Source organism: Paenibacillus sp. NN59 (genome assembly GCF_057597225.1).
This window is the reverse complement of the sequence record NZ_CP199678.1, coordinates 5610470-5632669: the sequence shown is the minus strand read 5'-3', so window position 1 is coordinate 5632669 and position 22200 is coordinate 5610470. Positions and strand designations below refer to the sequence as shown.

Annotated in this window: 4 protein-coding genes; all 4 read left to right on the top strand. The window is 50.3% G+C overall.

Going from position 1 to position 22200, the window contains the following annotated elements:
- Positions 1-318: 318 nt before the first annotated feature.
- The 4 genes from ACT89M_RS24575 (at position 319) to ACT89M_RS24560 (ending at position 22181) form a co-directional block, all read left to right on the top strand.
- Entirely contained in the window at positions 319-15171 is a 14853-nt protein-coding gene (locus ACT89M_RS24575) for an amino acid adenylation domain-containing protein (protein ID WP_487344862.1), read from the top strand.
- Positions 15172-15323: 152 nt separating this feature from the next.
- Positions 15324-18632, top strand: coding sequence for a non-ribosomal peptide synthetase (locus tag ACT89M_RS24570; RefSeq protein ID WP_487344861.1), 3309 nt, complete (start codon positions 15324-15326; stop codon positions 18630-18632).
- Positions 18622-20451: an ABC transporter transmembrane domain-containing protein gene (locus ACT89M_RS24565; protein WP_154891782.1), complete on the top strand. Its 1830-nt coding sequence runs from the start codon at positions 18622-18624 to the stop codon at positions 20449-20451. The genes ACT89M_RS24570 and ACT89M_RS24565 overlap by 11 nt, the downstream gene beginning before the upstream one ends.
- Complete coding sequence (locus ACT89M_RS24560; RefSeq protein WP_308723184.1) at positions 20448-22181, top strand: ABC transporter ATP-binding protein; 1734 nt, start codon at positions 20448-20450, stop codon at positions 22179-22181. The genes ACT89M_RS24565 and ACT89M_RS24560 overlap by 4 nt, the downstream gene beginning before the upstream one ends.
- The last annotated feature ends 19 nt before the right edge of the window (positions 22182-22200 follow it).

Below are 22200 nucleotides of genomic sequence, written 5' to 3'. Positions count from 1 at the left end.
TGCCTCTGGAATCCTACAGCACGTCTTACATCAATGGGAGGAGCCTCCCTTGTCCACCTCTAATTCCAATTCCGAATCCAAGGTTAAATGCAAGGTCCGTTTTCGGGCATCTGTGTTCACAGTAAACATATTGAAGCAAGGGAGTCAGTAACAGATACACCTTTTGCGTAAACGATGTCTCTATTTTTTTCAAGCAGGGTAGTCGTTCGAGATCGTTACCAGGCAGAAGATTGCCATATGCAATCAATTGGATAAGCAGAGCGGTGATTTGGCATAAGCCATAGCTATTGTTATCACATTTTGAAAAGGCGGGGAGCATTGCTGCGGCATAGGCTCTGCCGGATTGCTTTTACCGATGAAGAGAGGGGAACGATCCAGGTGGCTTTTGAAAAAGAAACGTTGTTTTGGAACGAAAAACTCGGTAGTGATGATGATATTCTGACGCGGTTACCTTACAGCAAAACGCAAAGCCCTTTAAGACCCATGATGACAACCGTTAGTGGTTCGCTTTCAGAGAAAGCGTCGCAACGTGTCCTACAAATGAGTAAGGGGACTCCGCTGGCGACGTTTATGATTATGCTTGCGGGTGTGCAGTCACTTTTATATAAATATACAGGCGCTTCCGACATTTTGGTTGGTATGCCGATTGTACCGAAAAAGACGGAACAGCGACGCTCCATTAATCATACCGTCATATTAAAAAACTCGTTTGCGGCGGGTGTGACTTTTAAAACACTTCTGAATGAATTGAGGACTTCCTTACCGGAAGTGATTCAGCATCAACATATTCCGTTCTCGAAAATGACGGAGAAGCTGGACTTGCAATATGAGGACGGGAAGCCAATCATCCATACACTAGTATCTCTAAAGGAGCTACACACGGATGAAATCACACCATATGTGGTCACGGATTGTTCTTTTGAGTTCAGCATAACCGGCGGGACCATACAGTTAGCTCTTTTATACAACGAGCATTTATATGATTCTGAATTCATGACTCGGGTTGTTGGTCATCTCAACAGCTTGCTAACTGTGGGTCTCCACGAGCTGGAACTGGACATCGTGAAGATTGATATGTTGTCTGAAGAAGAGAAAATTAAATTGCTCCAAAGCTTTAACGATACCAAGCAGGACTATGCCCGGGATTGGACAATCCATCAACTCATAGAAGAACAGGTACAGAGGGTGCCAGAAGCGACGGCAGTTGTTTTTGAGAATCAGCAACTTTCATACGCGGAGTTGAATGAACGAGCTAACCGGCTGGCGAGAACGCTACGATCCGTCGGCGTATTACCCAATCAATTGGTCGGCTTGATGGTAAGGAGATCGCTAGAGACGGTTGTTGGTATTTTGGCGGTTCTAAAAGCTGGCGGTGCTTACGTGCCCATTGATCCCGAATACCCCGAAGAACGAATCCGTTACATTCTGGATGACTCTAACGCGCAGTTACTGCTGACTCAAAGGGAACTGATGCACCAAGTACCTTTCAAAGGGACTGTTCTTGCACTGGATGACGAGAACTCCTATGACAACGATGGGGCGGATCTGGAGCTCGCTAGTGGTCCGAATGACCTCGCTTATGTCATCTATACGTCAGGTACGACAGGCAAACCCAAAGGAGTCATGCTGGAGCATCGGGGTTTGGTAAGCTTGAAATTGATGTTTGCGGACAGGCTTGGTATTACGGAGCGAGACCGAATTGTTCAATTCGCCAGCCTGTCATTCGATGCATCCTGCTGGGAAATGTTCAAAGCGCTCTACTTTGGTGCGACTTTGTACATTCCTACAGCCGAAACGATTCTCGACACTCGTTTGTTCGAGCGTTATATGAATGAGCATGCAATTACAGCGGCCATTTTGCCGCCAACGTATAGCGCTTATTTGCACCCGGATCAACTCCCTAGTTTAACGAAACTCGTAACGGGAGGCTCGGCAGTATCAGCCGAATTCGTGCAACAGTGGAAAACGAAGGTTCACTATTTCAATGCTTATGGTCCTACTGAAGCGTCCATTGTTACGACACTTTGGGATGCGAATGAGGAGCAACCGGAACACAGAGTGATTCCGATCGGGCGTCCACTGGCGAATCACCAGATTTTTATTCTGGATGCCTACCTGCAACTTGTACCTCTAGGAGTGGACGGCGAGTTGTGCGTAGCAGGTGTGGGACTTGCGAGAGGTTATCTGAACCAACCGGAGCTAACGGCAGAGAAGTTCGTGGAACATCCGTTTGCACCGGGAGAACGCCTTTACCGGACGGGAGATCTGGCCCGCTGGCTTCCAGACGGAAATATGGAGTATTTGGGACGGATCGACCATCAGGTTAAAATCCGTGGATTCCGAATCGAGATCGGGGAGATTGAAGAGCAACTTCTGAAGATTGACTCTGTACAGGAGACAATCGTAATAGCGAGGGAAGGCAAAAGCGGCCAAGAACTGTGTGCTTACCTGGTCGCGAGCCACCCACTTACACTAGGTGAGCTGAGAAGCACGCTGGCACAAAACTTGCCGAATTACATGATTCCGGCCCATTTTGTTCAGCTTCCAAGGATGCCCCTTACGCCGAACGACAAAATTGACCGCAAGGCTTTGCCTGCCCCAGAAGGAAATGCACTGATTGGAGGCGAGTACGTAGCTCCCCGAAATGAAGTGGAGCGGACTCTTGCTGATGTATGGCAGGCCGTATTGAACGCTGATCGCGTTGGGGTAACGGATCACTTCTTTGAGCTTGGTGGAGACTCGATTAAGTCCATTCAAGTATCTTCGCGTCTTCATCAAGCCGGGTACAAGCTGGAAATCCGGGATTTGTTCAAATATCCGACGATCTCACAGCTCAGTCTGCATGTGAAACCGATTGGACGTACCATCGATCAAGGAGAAGTTACGGGTGAAACAGTACTGACGCCGATCCAGCAATGGTTTTTCGAGAGCTCCTTTGTGGATTCCCATCATTTCAATCAGTCGGTGATGCTGTACCGAAAGGACCGATTCGACGAAGAAACCGTAGAACATGTACTGCAAAAGCTGGCCGAACATCATGACGCTTTGCGAATAGTATTCCGTAAGACGGAACAAGGGTTCAGTGCCCGGAACCGAGCAATTCAGGAAGGCGGGTTGTTCACGCTGGATGTGTTCGACTTCAAGGATGAGCAACACACCGGGCAGGTTGTGGAAGCGAAGGCAACGGACATTCAAGCAGGTATTAATCTGGAGAATGGGCCTCTTATGAAAGCGGGACTCTTTCAGTGTGCGGATGGCGATCATCTGTTACTGACGGTTCACCATGCCGTGGTGGACGGTGTATCTTGGCGTATTTTGATGGAGGATTTCGCACTGGGTTACGAGCAGGCAGTCAAAAACGAGAACATTCGTTTCCCGGCGAAAACGGATGCGTACCGCACTTGGTCAGAACAATTGGCCGCTTACGCACAAAGTGCAGAGCTTGCGAAGGAGCGAGCCTACTGGCAGGACGTGGAACAAATTGAGGTTCCTGCCATACCGAAGGATATGGAGACGGATATGACGACACAACAAGACAGCGAATCACTATTCGTCCGTCTAACTCCCGAAGAAACAGAGCTGTTACTGAAGCGGGTTCACCGAGCTTATAACACTGAAATGAATGATATTTTAATTACGGCGCTCGGCATAGCCATTCGTAATTGGACAGGACACGAACGTGTGCGGATCAATCTCGAAGGACATGGACGTGAATCCATCGGAACTGATATCGACATTAATCGCACAGTTGGCTGGTTTACGACCAAATTCCCAGTGGTCCTGGAGCCGGAAAGCGATCGGGATTTGGCCTACCAGATTAAACAGGTCAAGGAACGCTTGCGCCGCATTCCTAACAAAGGTCTTGGCTATGGCGTATGCCGTTATCTCTCCAAGTCGGAGGATAGCTTGGTTTGGGGCGCAGAGCCGGAAATTAATTTTAATTACCTCGGTCAGTTCGACGATGATGTCAATCAAGATGAGATCGGCATATCTGCTTATTCCAGTGGTAGCCCGGCTAGTGATCGGCAGGCCCGCAGCTTTGTGCTGGATATTAACGGCATGGTGCTGGACGGAGCTTTATCGCTTGATCTTAGCTACAGTCGAAAGCAGTATCGGAAGGAAACAATGGAATTTTTTGCTCAAGGACTTGAGCAAAGTCTCCGAGAGCTCATAGCGCACTGTGTAGGGAAAGAACATACCGAACTGACACCAAGCGACGTACAATTTAAAGGTTTGACCATTACAGCATTGGAGCAAATCGCTCAGCGTTCCGGTCATCTCGGGGAAATCGAAAATATTTACTCGCTTACGCCGATGCAAAAGGGTATGTGGTTCCACAGCGCGCTTGATCAGCAAACAGCTGCTTACTTCGAGCAGACGCGATTTACGATGCGGGGAGCACTCAATGTCCAGCTTTTCGAGAAAAGCTGGATGGAGCTTGCGAAACGACATCTGGTGTTACGGGCGAATTTTGTGAAAGGTCCGACAGGGGAGCCGTTGCAAATTGTGTACCGTGATAAACCAGTTGGCTTCGAATATGAAGAGTTGCTTCATTTGAAAATGGATGAAAAACAGAAACAGGCCTATCTGGACAAAAAGGCCGAGGATGACAAACTTCGCGGCTTCGACATGGAACATGATGCACTTGTTCGCTTTACGATCCACCGTACTGAAGAGCAAAGCTACCATGTATTGTGGAGTTTCCAGCATATTTTAATGGATGGTTGGTGTCTGTCTCAGCTGACACAGGAGCTGTTCGAGGTGTATTCTGCTTTGATCTCTGGTGAGCAACCGGTGGTAGATAAAAGAGCAGATTACGGTACTTATATCGAATGGTTGGAGAAGCAGGACGATAAGGCAGCATCCGATTATTGGACGGCATTCTTGGCAGGTTATGAGGGGCAAACGGTACTCCCCGGGCAAAAGGAATCAGCGCCGCATAACAGATTTAAAGCCGATCACGTCACAGCTCTGCTGGGCAAGGATTTAAGTGAACGGATGGATCAGGTAGCGAAACAGCACCTGGTTACGGTAAATACACTTTTGCAGGCTACATGGGGTGTGATGTTGCAAAAATATAACGGAACCCACGATGCCGTATTTGGTAGCGTTGTAGCCGGAAGACCGGTGGAGATTCCAGGCGTCGAGTCCATGATCGGTCTGTTTATCAATACAGTTCCGGTTCGTGTCACGAGTGAAGCCGACACCGTATTTGCCAACTTGATGGTGAAGCTTCAGGAGCGAGCGCTGGAGTCCGGGAGTTATGATTACTATCCGCTGTATGAGATTCAAGCCCTCAGCTTGCAAAAGCAGAACCTGATCAACCATATCATCGCTTTCGAGAATTATCCTGTAGATGAACAGATGGAGCAAGCGGGCGACCAGAACCATGGGGAACTGACGATCGCAGACGTTCAGATGGAGGAGCAGACGAACTATAACTTCAACGTGACCGTATCACCAGGAGCCGAGATCGAAATCAGGTTCGATTTTAATGCTGAAGTGTTCGACAAAGATAGTATCGAGCGACTGAAGGGGCATCTCGTACATCTGCTGGAGCAGGTGACGGCTAATCCGAAAATTGCGGTGGGTGAGTTGGAACTTGTGACGGAGGCAGAAAAGACGGACCTACTCGAACGTTTTAACGATACCACCACAGCGTTTCCTCGCGATAAGACGCTCATTCAATTGTTCCAGGAACAAGCGGGGCGCATCCCGGATGCAACTGCTGTCACCTTGAATGGACACGAGATGACCTACCGCGCTCTGAATGAACGTGTCAACCGCCTTGCCCGTACCTTGCGTAGTCACGGGATAACCCGAGGGAGACTAGTCGCTATTATGGCTGAGCGTTCCATTGAAATGGTGGTGGGTATGCTGGCGGCACACAAAGCCGGGGCGGGTTACGTACCAATTGATCCAGAATATCCAGAGGAGCGTATCCGTTTTCTGATCGATGATTCGGGAGCTCAGGTCATGCTGACCCAGAGCCACTTGCGTGAACGTCTGGCGGATTCGGACTCCGTGATCTTATTGGATGATGAATTTTTCTATCACGAGGACAGCACTGATCTACATCCAGGCACAGAAGCGACAGATCTGGCATGCATCATCTATACGTCAGGCACGACGGGCAAGCCGAAAGGCAACCTTGTTTCACATCGTAACATCGTGCGTATCGTGCGAAATACGAATTATATCGACATCACGGAGCACGATCATGTCCTCCAGCTTTCGAGTTATTCGTTTGACGGAGCGATCTTCGATATTTTTGGTGCTTTAACCAACGGAGCACGGTTGGTACTAGTTCCCCGTGAGACTGTGCTGGAGATTGGTCAGCTTGCAGATCTCATTCAGCGTGAGCATATCTCTGTGATGCTGATAACGACGGCGTTTTTCAACGTGCTTATAGATGTGAACATCGACTGCTTGCGAGATGTCCGGGCAATATTGTTCGGAGGAGAGCGAGTGTCGGTTGGCCATGTGCGTAAAGCACTCGCCCATATCGGACCGGGAAAACTTAACCACCTGTATGGCCCATCGGAAAGCACAGTGTATACCACATACCTTCCGGTCGACTTCATTGATGACGCAGCCGTTACCGTTCCTATAGGAAGACCCATCAGTAATACAACGGTGTATATCGTGGACAGCCGGAACCGACTTCTGCCGATCGGTGTGGCTGGCGAATTATGCGTTGGTGGAGAAGGCTTGGTACAGGGCTATAATAACCGGCCTGAGCTGACGGCAGAGAAATTCGTGGAACATCCTTTTGAACCGGGAGCACGCATGTACCGAACGGGGGATTTAGCGAAATGGTTGCCGGACGGTACGATTGAATACGTTGGACGGACGGATGACCAAGTGAAAATTCGTGGCTTCCGGATTGAACTCGGCGAGATTGAAGCTCAGCTTCAGAAAGTGGAAGGCATTCGGAAAACAACGGTATTTGCCAGAGAGAGTGCTTCCGGCGAAAAGCAACTTTGTGCGTATTATGAAGCAGACGTTGAGCTTCCAGCGGCTGAGGTGAAGAGTGTACTTTCCCAGGAGCTACCGGCCTATATGATTCCGTCATACTTGATCCAGCTAGAGCAACTCCCGCTGACAACGAACGGCAAGGTTGACCGCAGGTCTCTCCCGGCGCCAGAGGAGAGCTTGCAGGTTGGAGAAGAGGGGACTCTACCACGGACCCCACTCGAAGCCAGTCTGGCTGATATTTGGAAAAGTGTACTCGGACTCGCGCACATTAGCGTTCATGATAATTTCTTCGACCTTGGCGGCCATTCACTTCGGGCGACAACACTCGTAAGTAAGGTGCACCAGGAGTTGAACGTTGAATTGCCTCTGCGGGACGTATTTCGCTATTCGACAATTGAAGAGATGGCCCTAGCCATATCCCGGATCGGAGAGCAGATGTTCTCGTCGATTCCGTTGGCAGACAGAAGAGCATATTATCCACTTTCATCAGCTCAGAAGCGGTTGTATATCCTGAATCAGCTGGAAGGAGCAGATCAGAGCTACAACATGCCTGGTGTGTTACTGGTGGAAGGAACAATCGATCGGAGTCTGCTGGAAAAGGCTTTCCGCGGACTGATTGCACGGCACGAAACGCTGCGAACCGGCTTCGAGATCGTGCAAGGCGAAGCAGTACAGCGCATTTATGAGAGTGCCCACTTTGCTGTGGAGTACTGCCATGCGAACGAGGAAGAAGCGCCAGACGTTGTACAGGCCTTCATCCAGCCTTTCGACTTGGCGAAGCCTCCACTGCTGCGAGCGAAACTCGTAGAGCTGGCGACCGAACGTTATTTACTGATGTTTGACATGCACCATATTATCTCTGACGGGGTTTCGATGGACGTATTCGTCGATGAACTCGTCCGTCTATACAGCGACGAGACATTAGAGCCTTTACGCATTCAATACAAGGACTATGCGGTATGGCAACAGTCAGACGAGCAAAAGGAGCAGTCGAAACGGGAAGAAAGCTATTGGTTGGAACGTTACCAAGGCGATTTGCCAGTGCTGGAGATGCCGACCGACTACCCGCGTCCTGCCGTGCAAAGTTTTGAAGGACAGACGTTAACATCTTTCGTCGATGAGAAGACGAACGAATGTTTGAAGCAACTGGCCGCTCAAAGAGGAACGACGCTATATATGGTGTTACTTGCGGCATATACCGTGCTATTGCATAAATACACAGGTCAAGACGATTTGATCGTCGGAACGTCGATTGCGGGCAGAACACATGTAGACACGCAGCCTTTAATCGGAATGTTCGTTAATACGCTGGCGCTTCGCAATTATCCGACTTCGGACAAGACCTTCCTTTCGTATTTGGAAGAAGTGAAAGAAACGACTTTAGGAGCTTACGAGCATCAAAGCTACCCGTTTGAAGAGCTTGTCGACAAAGTGCAAGTCACTCGTGATCTGAGCCGCAACCCGCTCTTTGATACGATGTTCTCCCTGCAAAACTTGGAGGAAAAAAAGGTAGAACTGAAAGGACTGAAGTTATCACCGTACTCTAGTGACTACGGCTCAGCCAAGTTCGACTTGAGTGTGGATGTTACAGAAGAAGACGGCGTGTTGGAGTGCAACTTTGAATTCTCAACGGCTCTTTACAAAGAAAGCACGATTCGAAGGTTGCAGGCTCATTTCGGACATTTGCTTGCGACGATCGTAAGCCGTCCGGATGCGAAGATTGCTGAGCTACACCTGTTGACTATAGCGGAAAAGGAAGAATTGATCAGCGCATTTAACCCGGCGCAACCCGAAGCAGAAACGGCTCCCGCAGCTGCGTTCCACCGTCTGTTCGAGGAGCAGGCACAGCGCGTGCCTGAATCGGAGGCCGTTGTGTACGAAAACGACCGCCTAACGTATGCGGAGCTGAACGAGCGGGCAAACCGTTTGGCGGCCACACTGCGTGCAAGTGGCATTGGCCGTGAATCCATCGTCGGCATTCTCGCCGAACGTTCGGTGGATTTGCTGGTAGCCGTGCTGGCTGTCTGGAAAGCAGGCGGCGCGTATGTACCGCTCGACCCGGATTACCCGGCAGATCGCGTTCGGTTCATGCTGGAAGACAGTGGAGCAAAGGTACTACTCACCCAGAAACCACTTCAAGAACGTGCCGAAGCTTGGCTCGTTGAAGAGGAACTGGCTTTGTCGGCAGTGCTGTACCTCGACGACGAAGCATCCTACAGCGAGGAGCAGGCCAATGCCCCGATGAGTTCTGATATGAATGATTTCCACGAAGCCCGTCCAGAGGATCTGGCCTACGTGATCTATACGTCGGGAACGACAGGACAGCCCAAAGGCGTCATGATTGAGCACCGCAGCCTGGTGAATACGGCGGCAGGATACCGACGGGAATACCGATTAGATCAGTTCCCGGTACGGCTGTTGCAGCTAGCCAGTTTCTCGTTTGACGTGTTTGTGGGCGATATTGCACGCACGCTATATAACGGAGGCACGATGGTCATTGTGCCGAAGGACGACCGGATTGATCCGTCGCGTCTGCACCACTGGATCGAGCAAGAGCGGGTGACCCTTTTTGAATCGACGCCAGCGTTAATTGTGCCATTTATGGAATATGTGCATGAAAATCAGCTGGATATGAGTCAGATGGAGTTGCTCATCACTAGTTCGGACAGCTGCAGCGTGGCCGATTATCGAACCTTGCAGGAACGTTTTGGCTCGCAATTCCGAATCATCAACGCTTACGGCGTGACTGAGGCGGCGATTGACTCCAGTTTCTACGACGAGCCACTGGAAATGCTGCCCGAGACAGGGCATGTGCCTATCGGAAAAGCGTGGTTGAATGCGAAGTTTTACATTGTGGATGCGCACCTGAATCCGGTGCCTGTAGGGGTGCTGGGCGAACTGGTTATCGGCGGAGTTGGGGTCTCGCGCGGATATTTGAACCGTCCAGCATTAACAGAGGAGAAGTTCGTAGACAGTCCGTTTGCCGCAGGTGAGCGGTTGTATCGTACAGGAGACTTGGCGAGGTGGATGGAAGACGGCAACGTGGATTTCATCGGTCGAATGGACAACCAGGCTAAAATTCGGGGCTACCGGATTGAAACAGGTGAGGTCGAAGCGAAGCTGTTGCGTGTGGAAGGTGTCCGCGAAGCAGTCGTTCTGGTTCGAACTGATGGAGAAGGACAGAAGATGTTATGCGCGTATTACACAACGAATACGGGAACGGATCTGGCAATGAACGTTCTGCGAGGTGCACTGGCACAAGAGTTGCCGGGATACATGATTCCATCGTACTTCGTGGAAATGGACTGTCTGCCTCTGACGCCGAACGGAAAGATCGATCGGAAGGCGTTGCCAGCGCCGGAAGGGGAGGCAGGAAGCGGAACGGAGTATGTCGCACCACGCAATGAGCTAGAAAGAAAATTGGCCTCGATATGGCAGGAGGTGCTGGGGCTTACGAAGGAGATCGGCGTGTACGAGAACTTCTTCGACATCGGCGGTCACTCCCTACGGGCAACGACACTGGTCAGCAAGATTCATAAAGAGTTGAACGTGGATCTGCCACTGCGAGAGGTGTTTCGTCATTCTATGATCGAGAACATGGCGGTTGCCATTTCCCGGCTAGATGAGCAGAAATTCGTTGCTATTCCGCTGGCGGAGAGACGTGAGGTGTACCCACAATCTTTTGCTCAAAAACGTCTCTTTATTTTGAATCAACTAGAAGGTGCGGAGCTTAGTTACAACATGCCGGAAGCCATGGTGCTAGAGGGGGCTTTGGATCGTGCAAGGTTCGAAGACGCATTCCGTAAGCTCGTGGATAGACATGAAATGTTGCGCACCGGTTTCGAGATGGTGGATGGCGAAGCAGCGCAACGGATTTACCAAGACTTGAATTTGGCCGTGGAGTTCTATTCAGCAGATGAGCAAGAGGTCGAAGAGATCGTTCATCGTTTTGTCCGTCCGTTTGACTTGGCGAAACCTCCGTTACTGAGAGTAGGCCTTGTCCAGCTTGCTCCGGAACGCCATATTCTAATGTACGATATGCATCATATTATTTCCGACGGTGTATCGATGGAGATCTTTGTTGAAGAATTCGTCCGCTTATATGGGGGAGAACAACTGGAGCCTTTACGCATTCAGTACAAAGATTATTCCGTTTGGCTACATTCACAGGAGCAGAAGGAACGGCTTCAGCATCAGGAAACGTACTGGCTGGACATGTTCCAAGGAGAACTTCCGGTGCTGGAAATGCCAACCGATTATCCGCGTCCTGCTGTGCAGAGCTACGATGGTCACACACTGGAGTTTTTCTTAGAAGCTTCGAAAACCGATGCCCTGAAACAGTTGGCTTCAGAAACGGGCACGACACTGTTCATGGTGTTGCTTGCTGCTTATAACGTGCTTCTGCACAAATATTCAGGTCAGGAAGATGTAGTTGTTGGTACGCCAATTGCCGGAAGGAACCATGGAGATGTGCAACCGTTAATCGGGATTTTCTTGAATACACTGGCGATTCGCAGTTATCCGTCTTCGGAGAAGACATTCCTGTCATACCTGAACGAGATTAAAGAAACGACCCTTCATGCTTTCGAGCATCAAAACTATCCGTTCGAAGAATTGGTGGACAAGGTGCAAGTCACCCGTGATTTAAGTCGTAATCCCCTTTTTGACACGTTGTTTACGATGCAGAATACGGAGAACGAGGAATTCGAGTTGGAAGGGCTCCGCTTGACTTCTTATCCGAGCGCAATGGATACCGCCAAGTTTGATATTAGCTTGGATGTGGGTGAGGAGAACGGCGGCTTGGATTACAGCTTCGAATATGCGACGGCTCTTTATAAAAGGGAAACCATCGAACAGCTGGCCAAACATTATGAGCAGTTGCTTGTCACGATTGTAAGCCGTCCGGATGCGAAGATTGCTGAGCTGAGCTTTTTAACGGCTGAGGAAAAAGAAATGCTCAGCGCATTTAACCCGGTGCAGCTGGAAGTGGAAGTTGCTCCTGCGGTTGCGTTCCACCGTCTGTTTGAGGAACAGGCGCAACACGCGCCTGAATCGGAGGCTGTTGTGTACGAAAACGAACGGCTAACGTATACGGAACTGAATGAACGGGCGAACCGTTTGGCCGCTACACTGCGTGCAAGTAGCATCGGCCGGAAATCCATCGTCGGCATTCTTGCCGAACGTTCAGTGGATTTGCTGGTAGCTGTGCTGGCCGTCTGGAAAGCAGGCGGCGCGTATGTACCGCTCGATCCGGATTACCCGGCAGACCGCGTGAGGTTCATGCTCGAAGACAGTGGAGCGAAGGTGCTACTCACGCAAACGCCACTGCGAGAGCGTGCTGAAGCTTGGCTCACAGCAGAGGAACTGGCGTTGGCGGAAGTGTTGTATCTCGATGACGAAGCATCCTACAGCGAGGAGCGGGCCAATGCGCCGCTGAGTTCTGGCATGGATGATTTCCACGAAGCCCGTTCAGAGGATCTGGCCTACGTGATCTATACGTCGGGAACAACAGGACAGCCCAAAGGCGTCATGGTTGAGCACCGCAGTCTGGTGAATACGGCGGCAGGATACCGACGGGAATATCGATTAGATCAGTTCCCGGTGCGGCTATTGCAGCTTGCCAGCTTCTCGTTTGACGTATTTGTGGGTGATATTGCACGCACGCTGTATAACGGAGGCGCAATGATCATTGTGCCGAAGGACGACCGGATCGATCCATCGCGTCTGCACCACTGGATCGAGCAGGAGCAAGTGACCATTTTTGAATCGACGCCAGCGCTGATTGTGCCGTTTATGGAATATGTGCATGAAAATCAGCTGGATATGAGTCAGATGGAACTGCTCATTACAAGTTCAGACAGCTGCAGCGTAGGAGACTATCGAACCTTGCAGGAACGTTTTGGCTCGAAATTCCGAATCATCAACGCCTACGGTGTAACGGAAGCAGCGATCGACTCCAGTTTCTATGATGAGCCACTGGGAATGCTTCCCGAGGCAGGGCATGTGCCTATCGGCAAAGCGTGGTTAAATGCGAAGTTTTACATTGTGGATGCACATTTAAATCCCGTGCCTGTCGGGGTGCTGGGCGAGTTGGTTATTGGCGGAGTTGGGGTCTCACGCGGATACTTGAACCGTCCAGAGCTGACAGAAGAGAAGTTCGTAGACAGCCCGTTCTCAGCAGGTGAGCGTTTGTATCGCACGGGAGACCTGGCGAGATGGACAAAAGACGGCAACGTGGACTTTATCGGTCGGATGGACAACCAGGCAAAAATCCGGGGGTATCGGATCGAAACGGGCGAGATCGAGTCACAACTCTTGCGGGTGGAAAATGTACGCGAAGCCGTGGTGCTGGTTCGAAATGACGCAAACGGGCAGAAAGTGCTATGTGCATATTACACACCGGATACAGGAACGAATCTGGCAGTAAACGATCTGCGTGGAGCGCTGGCACAGGAGTTGCCAGGGTATATGATCCCATCGTACTTCGTGAAGATGGAGCATCTGCCTCTGACGCCAAACGGAAAAATTGACCGGAAGGCGTTGCCAGCCCCGGAAGGGGAGGCAGGAAGCGGAGCGGAGTATGTCGCACCGCGCAATGAACTGGAAATGAAATTGGCCTCGATTTGGCAAGAGGTGCTGGGGCTAACGAAGGAGATCGGCGTGTATGAGAACTTCTTTGACATTGGTGGTCACTCTCTACGGGCAACGTCATTGGCAGGCAAGGTATTTAAGAAATTAAATGTCAATCTGCCGCTGCGCGACGTATTCCGTCACTCGACCATTGCAGCGATGGCCGAGGTAGTCGCCCGGATGGAGCGACGGGAGCATGACGCCATTCCTCAAGCGGATGTGAGAGAATACTACCCTCTCTCCTCTGCGCAGAAGCGATTGTTCATTCAGCACACGCTGGACGGAGCAGACCAGCTTTATAACATGCCGGAACTGGTGCAGTTGGAAGGTGAGTTTGATTTAGAGCGTTTTGAAGATGCCATGCGTAAATTGATAACTCGCCATGAATCACTACGTACCGGTTTTGAAGTTATGAAGGGTGAAGCGGTTCAGCGCATTTACCAGCAGGTTGATTTTGCTATCGAACACCATCAAGCAGATCCAGAGGATGTGACTCAAATGGAGCAGACCATTCGCGGCTTCGTTCGCCCGTTTGACCTTGGCAAGCCGCCACTTCTGCGCGCCGGGGTTATAGAACTGGAGCGGGACCTGCATATTCTCCTGTTCGATATGCATCATATTGTGTCCGACGGCGTATCGATGGCAATTGTGATGGATGAGTTCTCAAGTTTATATGCCGGTGAAGAACTGCCTCCACTACGGATTCAATACAAAGATTATGCTGTTTGGCAACACTCTAAGGATTACCAAGACCGGATCGGGCGGCAGGAAGCGTACTGGCTGAAAGCCTTTGAAGGCGAGCTCCCAAGGGCCGACTTACCGATGGACTATGAACGGTCTGCGATTCGCGATTACGAAGGCATGCATCTGGATTTCGACGTTGATGCTTCTCTATCTGAGCGATTGCGTCAATTGGCAGCTCAGCAAGAAAGCACGCTGTACATGGTGCTACTAGCGGCGTATACCTTGTTGCTCTCCAAGTACAGCGGACAAGAGGATATCATCGTGGGTACCCCGGTGGCGGGAAGAACGAATGCCGATTTGGAGCCAGTCATCGGGATGTTTGTTAATACGTTGGCGCTCCGCAATCGTCCTTCAGGCGACAAAACGTTTTTGTCCTACCTTGAAGAAGTGAAGGAGACAGCTTTGGGTGCTTTTGAGAACCAGGATTATCCGTTCGAAGAGCTTGTGGAGCGTTTGAATGTGAAGCGGGAACCAGGGCGCTTCCCGTTATTCGATGCTGTTTTCGACTTGCAAAATATCGAAGAACACGACGTCGAACTGGAAGGGGTCAACCTGAAAAATGTTGAACTCGACCAGTTGGAAGAAGCCAAGTTTGATCTAACCCTGTTTATGTATGAAAACAACGGGTCGCTGAGCGGAGGCTTCTTCTATGCCACCAAACTGTTCAAAGAGACGATGATTCGTACCTTGTCCGAGGATTACCTGCGGGTGCTGTCTCAAATCGTGGAAAATCCACACCTTGAGCTAAACCGCATTGAATGCCATAAACCGGAGACAGACGGAAAGAATGCGGTGGATACAATCGAATTCGCGTTTTAACTCTACAGACGTACCTTTGATGTCTAGCGAAATCTGCACGCATACCAAGTAAGATGACGAACAACATGCAAGCCCATAGATGCACAGATCCGAAAACAAACATTTTGGATCTGCGCGGGGCATGCGGTCACTTCATTTTAGAGGAGGTATCCATGAAATCTTTATTTGAAAAGGAAGAACAGTACTGGAGCAGCAAGTTTGATGCCAGTGACAGCCTGAGCTTCCTTCCTTACAGTCAATCCTCCAAATTATCTGCAAGTGGGGAAGTCCAGGCCAAGCCGGGCTTGCTTCACCGCATTCTGCCAAGCGAGCTCTCGGAGAGAATTATTGGCCTAGCGAGTGGTTCCGATTTGGCGATATACATGGTTGCTTTGGCAGGAGTAAAAGGCCTGCTGTTCAAATATACAGGGCAGGGTCAAGTACTGGTCGGTATGCCTTCTTATCATGCAGAAGCGGATGAGATGCCGACGTCCCATGAAATCCTGGTCATCAAAACGGCTGTAAGCCATCAGACAACGCTTAAAACGTTACTTGGAGGAATTAAAACCTCCATCGGCGAGGCATTGGATCATCAGCACCTGCCTTTTCGGAAAATGGTGGAGCCGCTCCATCTGGGTTACACGAAGGACGGCTTCCCGGTCATTAATACCGTGGTCACCTTCGCCCCGATTCATCCTGAACCGCTGAGCAACCGGATGGTGAACGATATGATTTTTCGCTTCGACCGCGAAGACAGCTCGATCAAGTTGGAGATAAGCTATGACGGGCAACGGTATGAGCATGCGTTTGTGGAACAGGCAGCTGATCATCTGGTTCGACTACTATCCTTACTTTTATTTCAGCCGGATCTGGAGCTTGGACAAGCCGATGTACTATCTCCAGATGAGAGGGAAACGCTCCTGAATCAATTTAATGACACCGAAACCGGATTTGAACGCGGGCAAACCATTCACGGCTTGTTTGAAGAACGGGCAGTGGTTTACCCGGATAACGTAGCCGTTGTCATGAATGAAGCGCAGCTGACTTACCGCGAATTAAACGAACGATCCAACCACCTTGCGCGGAAGTTGCGGGAGACAGGAGTCAAAGCCGATCAACTGGTCGCGATTCTAGCCGAACGCTCGATTGATATGGTTGTTGGCATCCTAGCGATTCTCAAAGCCGGCGGGGCTTACGTGCCTGTCGATCCCGATTATCCAGAGGAGCGCATCCGATTCATGATTGAAGATTCAGGCGCACCGTTATTACTGATTCAAAAGCATTTGCATGAAAAGACCGACTTCGCAGGGACTCGGCTTGAATTAGATCATTTTGTTTGGGAAGAGAATGGGCTCGGCTCCGAAGGTACACTGGACTCTTCAAACTTAGAACCGATATCTGGATCGGGGAACTTGGCCTATGTTATCTACACGTCAGGAACGACTGGTAAACCTAAAGGAACGCTAATTGAGCATAAAAATGTCGTGCGCCTTCTGTTTAACGACAAGAACTTGTTCGATTTTGGGCCAGCTGACACATGGACACTGTTCCACTCCTTCTGCTTTGATTTCTCTGTTTGGGAAATGTACGGAGCGTTGCTGAATGGAGGTAAGCTGGTCATCGTACCACCGCTGACGGCGAAAAGTCCCGCTGATTTTCTGACGCTGCTAAGCCGCGAACAAGTTACGATTTTGAATCAGACGCCAACGTATTTTTACCAGTTGCTCCGTAAGGTCTTGGTCGATCATGCATATCATCTACGGATTCGTAACGTCATCTTCGGAGGCGAAGCGCTCAGTCCGTTATTACTCAAGGGTTACAAGACGAAGTACCCAGAGACAAAGCTGATCAACATGTACGGCATTACGGAAACGACTGTTCATGTGACATATAAGGAAATTACGTGGACCGAAATAGAGGCGGCGAAGAGTAATATCGGCAAGCCTATCCCTACGCTTCGTGTGTATGTTCTGGATGAAAACCGCCAACCCGTTCCAATTGGTGTAGCGGGTGAAATGTTCGTTGCCGGGGAAGGCCTTGCGAGAGGATACCTGAACCGTCCGGATCTAACAGAGGAGAAGTTCGTCAATTCCCCGTTTGTAAAGGGGGAGAAACTGTACCGCACGGGCGATTTGGCGACTTGGTTGCCAGACGGCAATATCGAATATCTGGGCCGGATCGACCATCAGGTGAAAATTCGTGGGTACCGGATCGAGTTGGATGAGATCGAGAACCAGATGCTGAAGATTGAAGCTGTGCAGGAAGCCAAAGTGCTTGATCGCGACGACGCGAACGGTAATAAGCTTCTTGTTGCGTATTACGTCGCAGAAACCAGGTTTTCGGCGCATGAACTTAAGGAGGAACTCTCCAAGCAACTTCCGGGGTATATGATTCCTTCTCACTTCGTTCAGCTTCAGCAGATGCCGCTGACCTCGAACGGGAAAATTGACCGCAAAGCATTACCCGCGCCAGGGGAAACCGCGGCCAGGGAAGCCGAATATGTCGCGCCGAGAACGTTGCTTGAGATGAAAATCACCCGTGTATGGCAAGATACGCTTGCCGTTCCGCAGGTTGGCGTAAAGGATAACTTTTTTGAACTTGGAGGCAATTCGTTAAGCCTGATGAGGCTCGTTCAAGCTGTTTACGATGAAACAGGAATTGAGATCCCGCTGAACCGCGAGTTCCATCATTTCACCGTTGAAGCCATGGCTTTTGGAGAGGGAGATATGGGGCTAGATCAAGGGGGAGACTCTTTCATTAAGTTGAATAAAACAGGTGATCTTAACGTGTTCTGCTTCCCTCCCGGTAGCGGCTTCGGCATAGGTTACCGGGAACTCGCAAGTAGGCTCGATGGACGATTCATACTCTACGGTATTGATTTTATCGACGATGCCACCGATTACGAGTCCATGCTGAACCGCTATGTGGATGAGATTGTTCGCATCCAGCCAGAAGGGCCCTACGTGTTACTCGGTTATTGCTTTGGAGGCAACCTGACGTTTGAGGTAGCTAAAGTGATGGAAAAAAGAGGGCATGTCGTAACGGACGTGCTTATGGTGGACTCGTGGATTAAGGAAACGCTGACGCCTGCTGAAACGTCAGAGAAAGAGCTTGAAGAAATGCTTGCCGATTTTGACGAAGAAGAGAAGGAATTAATGAGTAACTCACTCGTACGGGAGCGGGTTCATCGTAAGGTTAAAGCGACCTTGATGTACGAGGCACAGCTTATTAATTCTGGAACGATCTCGGCCCGGATTTATGAATTGATTGCGAAGGACAGCGAGGCGTTTCGTCTGGAGCACCAATTGCCATCCTGGAGGCGTGCGACAAGGCAAGCTTACACCGACTATCGTTTGGAAGGCGCGCATGAAGAACTATTAGAGCTTGTGCGTGTGGACGAAACGGCCGTCGTCATCCGGGATATTTTAGAGCAAGTTAAGCGGCAGATTGAGGCGGAGGCTGGAGTACTACATGGAAGCTGAGCGGCAACCATTCGTTCGAGAACAAGTCACAGCGGAACCTTCCAAGCGTCACACCGCTTACGCCACATGGAAAGCGTTTCGCTGGCTGATGTCTTATGTAGGCCGTCACAAGGGCTGGATGATCGTCGGTATATTGTCCGCAATTGCTGCGGCCGTCATTGAGATATGGACGGGAAGTCTGATCGAGCAACTGACCACGCAGGCCGAGAAAGGGGCAGGGCCAATCGTGTTACAGATCGTGTATGCGGTCTTTGTGGTCATCCTGATCGGTGTACCTGCGAAGTTTTTCATGAGTTTCGGCGTGGAGCGAAGCAGTGCCTCTGCGGTTCAGGATGTCCGTAACGATGTCATGCGTCATATCGGTAAACTTCGGGTCTCCGATTTGGAAAAACAGCACTCGGGTGACATGCTGTCACGGATCAATAATGATCTGCAGCTCATCCAGCAGTTTATGATGCGGGATTTTGCCCAGTGGTTCTATCATCCGCTATTGTTCATTGGCTGTTTCGCATATTTGATCTACCTCCAATGGGAGCTGATGCTGTACAGTCTGCTGTTATTTCCGGTAGCCTTGCTGGTTTCTCAGTGGATTGGCAAGCAATTGGAGCGGTTGACGGAGGAAGCTCAGACCAATATGGGCCGAATGAACGTTAACCTCCAGGATACGCTCGGGGGGATGCCTGTTGTAAAAAGCTACCTGTTATCCGGGATGTTATCTCGATCCTACCAAGTGTTGCTGCAATTGACAGCTCAAAAAAAACTGGCGGTAAAAAAGCGGGAAGCCTGGGTCAACCCGTTGCTATCTACACTGATGATCAGTCCGATCATTTTTGCAGTCAGTTACGGAAGTTATTTGATCTATCAAGGGCAGCTAGGAGCGGGAGAACTCGTTGCCTTCTTATACTTGCTGAATCTGTGTCTGGAACCGCTGGAACATATTCCCGAGCTTATCACGCGTACGTTCGAAATGGCCGGTGCCTTGAGAAGGGTTTCCGACATCGTTGAGCAACCAACCGAAACAGAAAATGGCCGTTTAATTCCGAAGGCGAACGCAGCTCCTATTGAATTCAAGAACGTGACCTTCGGATATGAAGATCACTCTCCGATCCTGCGGAATGTTAGCTTCTCGGTACCGGAAGGTAAGACGATTGCTCTTGTCGGGGCGAGCGGCGGAGGGAAGAGCACGGTGTTTAAGCTGGTTTGCGGCTTTTATCCGCTACCGGAGAAAGGCGAAGGCGAAATCCGCGTGTTTGGCAGCCAGATTGATGGTGCCGATCCGGAGCAACTGCGGTCACATTTCTCCGTGGTCACTCAGGATTCGTATTTGTTTAGCGGGACGATTGCCGAAAATATTGGCTACGGGCAGGAGGGAGCATCGATGGACGCGATTATTGAAGCTGCCAAAGTTGCTCAGGCGCATTCCTTCATTATGCAGCTCTCTGATGGATACCAGACGTATGTCGGAGAGCGCGGAGGATTTTTGTCCGGCGGACAGCGTCAGCGTATCGCCATGGCTCGGGCCTTTTTAAAGGATGCTCCCGTGCTGTTGTTGGACGAGCCTACGTCGGCCCTTGATCCGGAGTCGGAAAGTGCGGTTCAGAAAGCTCTGGGTGTATTGATGAAACAGAGAACAACGATGGTTATTGCTCACCGACTTTCTACGGTACAAAGTGTCGACGAGATTTGGGTCATGGAACAGGGAAATATTGTGGAGAAGGGCACTCATGAACAATTACTGGGGATGAATGGGCTGTATGCCCAGTCTTACTACCAGGAGTTTACCGAGTCCGCCGAACGCAGGGAGGTGGCGCACACATGAAAAAGGGCGGATGGATCTCGCAAGTTAAAGAACTTGGCTATTTGCTGACATTTATGAACCGCAAGCAAAAAAATCAGTACGCCACCGGCCTGGCTGTAACGGCTCTCACCCAGACATTGTTTCTGATCGCCTTCAGTTTGGTCGTACATAACTTGGTTGATTTCGCCGTGTCCCGAGATACGTCCCTGATGGTGAATGCTTTTATCATTTTGGGCACGGCGCTGTTTCTGGAAAATATTATTTCGCCCTGGTTCATTTACTTGTACCAGCGTAGTGTCGAGCTGACTGTACTGAACATCCGCGAGCGTCTTTATAACAAGCTGTGCCGAGTACGTCCGAGATTTCTGGAGCAGACGCACCATGGGGACTTGTTGTCGCGGGTGAACAACGACGTAACGACAGTTGAGTTTACATTTTCACAGGTTTACTTCGTTCTGTTGTTACAAGTTGTTTTTTGCATCGGCTCTATTGTTTCCATGGTGTTGATCGATTGGCGGTTTGCTGGCGTATCTTTTGTCATTCTGCTATTGTCCTCCGCGGTCAGCCTGAAATTTGCACGAGATATTCGTGTCTTGTCCGAACAAGGATTGCAAACGCTTGGTAAAATGACTGAAAAATTCAAAGATTTTATGGGCGGCATTCAGATGGTGAAACTGTTTCGAATCCGTTCGATTTATAGCCAGTATGAGACGTTGAACGAACAGATGACCCAGACGCTTCGGCAAACTGCACAGAAGAACGGCATGCAGGCTGCGGTGAATCATTTTATTAGTTACGTCACGTTCTGTGGCATTATCGTCATCGGTAGTCTTCTCTATGCCTATGGACTTATGGGAATGGGGAGTGTTGCTGCCCTGGCGGTTTTGCAAGTGAATCTGACGCACGCTTTATTGAACCTGGGGATGGTTCTGTCCATGACCCAGAATTCGCTCGCGGGGGCTCACCGGATTCAAGAGGTACTTGCAGAGGAAGAGGAACCAGAGCGACTAGGATCTCCAGATAGTAAACATTTTTCGGATGCTGCGGTGGAGTTTCGCGATGTGGAATTTTCCTATCAGATGGATAAAAAGGTGATTGAAGGCATGTCCTTGAAGGTGTTTCCCGGCCAGGTCGCAGCAATTGTGGGAGCCAGCGGTAGCGGCAAAAGTACGCTGATCAAGCTGTTGCTCGGCTTTTATCCGGTGGACAGTGGAGAAATCCTGCTCCAAGGCAAAGCGTTTGGCCATTACACACTGGAGGAAATCCGCAGGCAGATTGCTTATGTTCCGCAGGAGCCGTTCTTGTTTGCAGGCACGATTGAGGAAAATATCCGCTATGGCAAGCCGGAAGCCACGGATGAAGAAGTTGTCGAAGCTGCCAAGGCGGCATACGCTCATCATTTTATTCAGGAACTTCCTGAGCAGTATCAAACGTCGGTTGGAGAGAGAGGCGCATCGTTGTCAGGCGGACAAAGGCAGCGCATTGCGATTGCGCGGGCGATTCTTAAGAATGCACCAATTCTCCTGCTGGACGAAGCAACCTCTGCACTGGATAACGAATCCCAGCATTGGGTACAGCAGGCTCTGAACGTACTGATGAAGGGGCGTACGACTATTCTGATCGCGCACCGTCTCAGCACCGTGGAACATGCAGATTTGATTACGGTTATGAACCAAGGGACAGTCGTTGAGCGGGGCCGGCATCAGGATCTGCTCGCGCTCGGAGGTTATTACGCCCGGCTTTACAGTTAGCTGATTAACAAACAATCTC

What these genes read in the sequence shown, in the direction of transcription:
- ACT89M_RS24565 (WP_154891782.1), top strand. Translation starts at nt 18,622, where the DNA reads ATGGAAGCTGAGCGGCAACCATTCGTTCGAGAACAAGTCACAGCGGAA.
- ACT89M_RS24560 (WP_308723184.1), top strand. Translation starts at nt 20,448, where the DNA reads ATGAAAAAGGGCGGATGGATCTCGCAAGTTAAAGAACTTGGCTATTTG.
- ACT89M_RS24570 (WP_487344861.1), top strand. Translation starts at nt 15,324, where the DNA reads ATGAAATCTTTATTTGAAAAGGAAGAACAGTACTGGAGCAGCAAGTTT.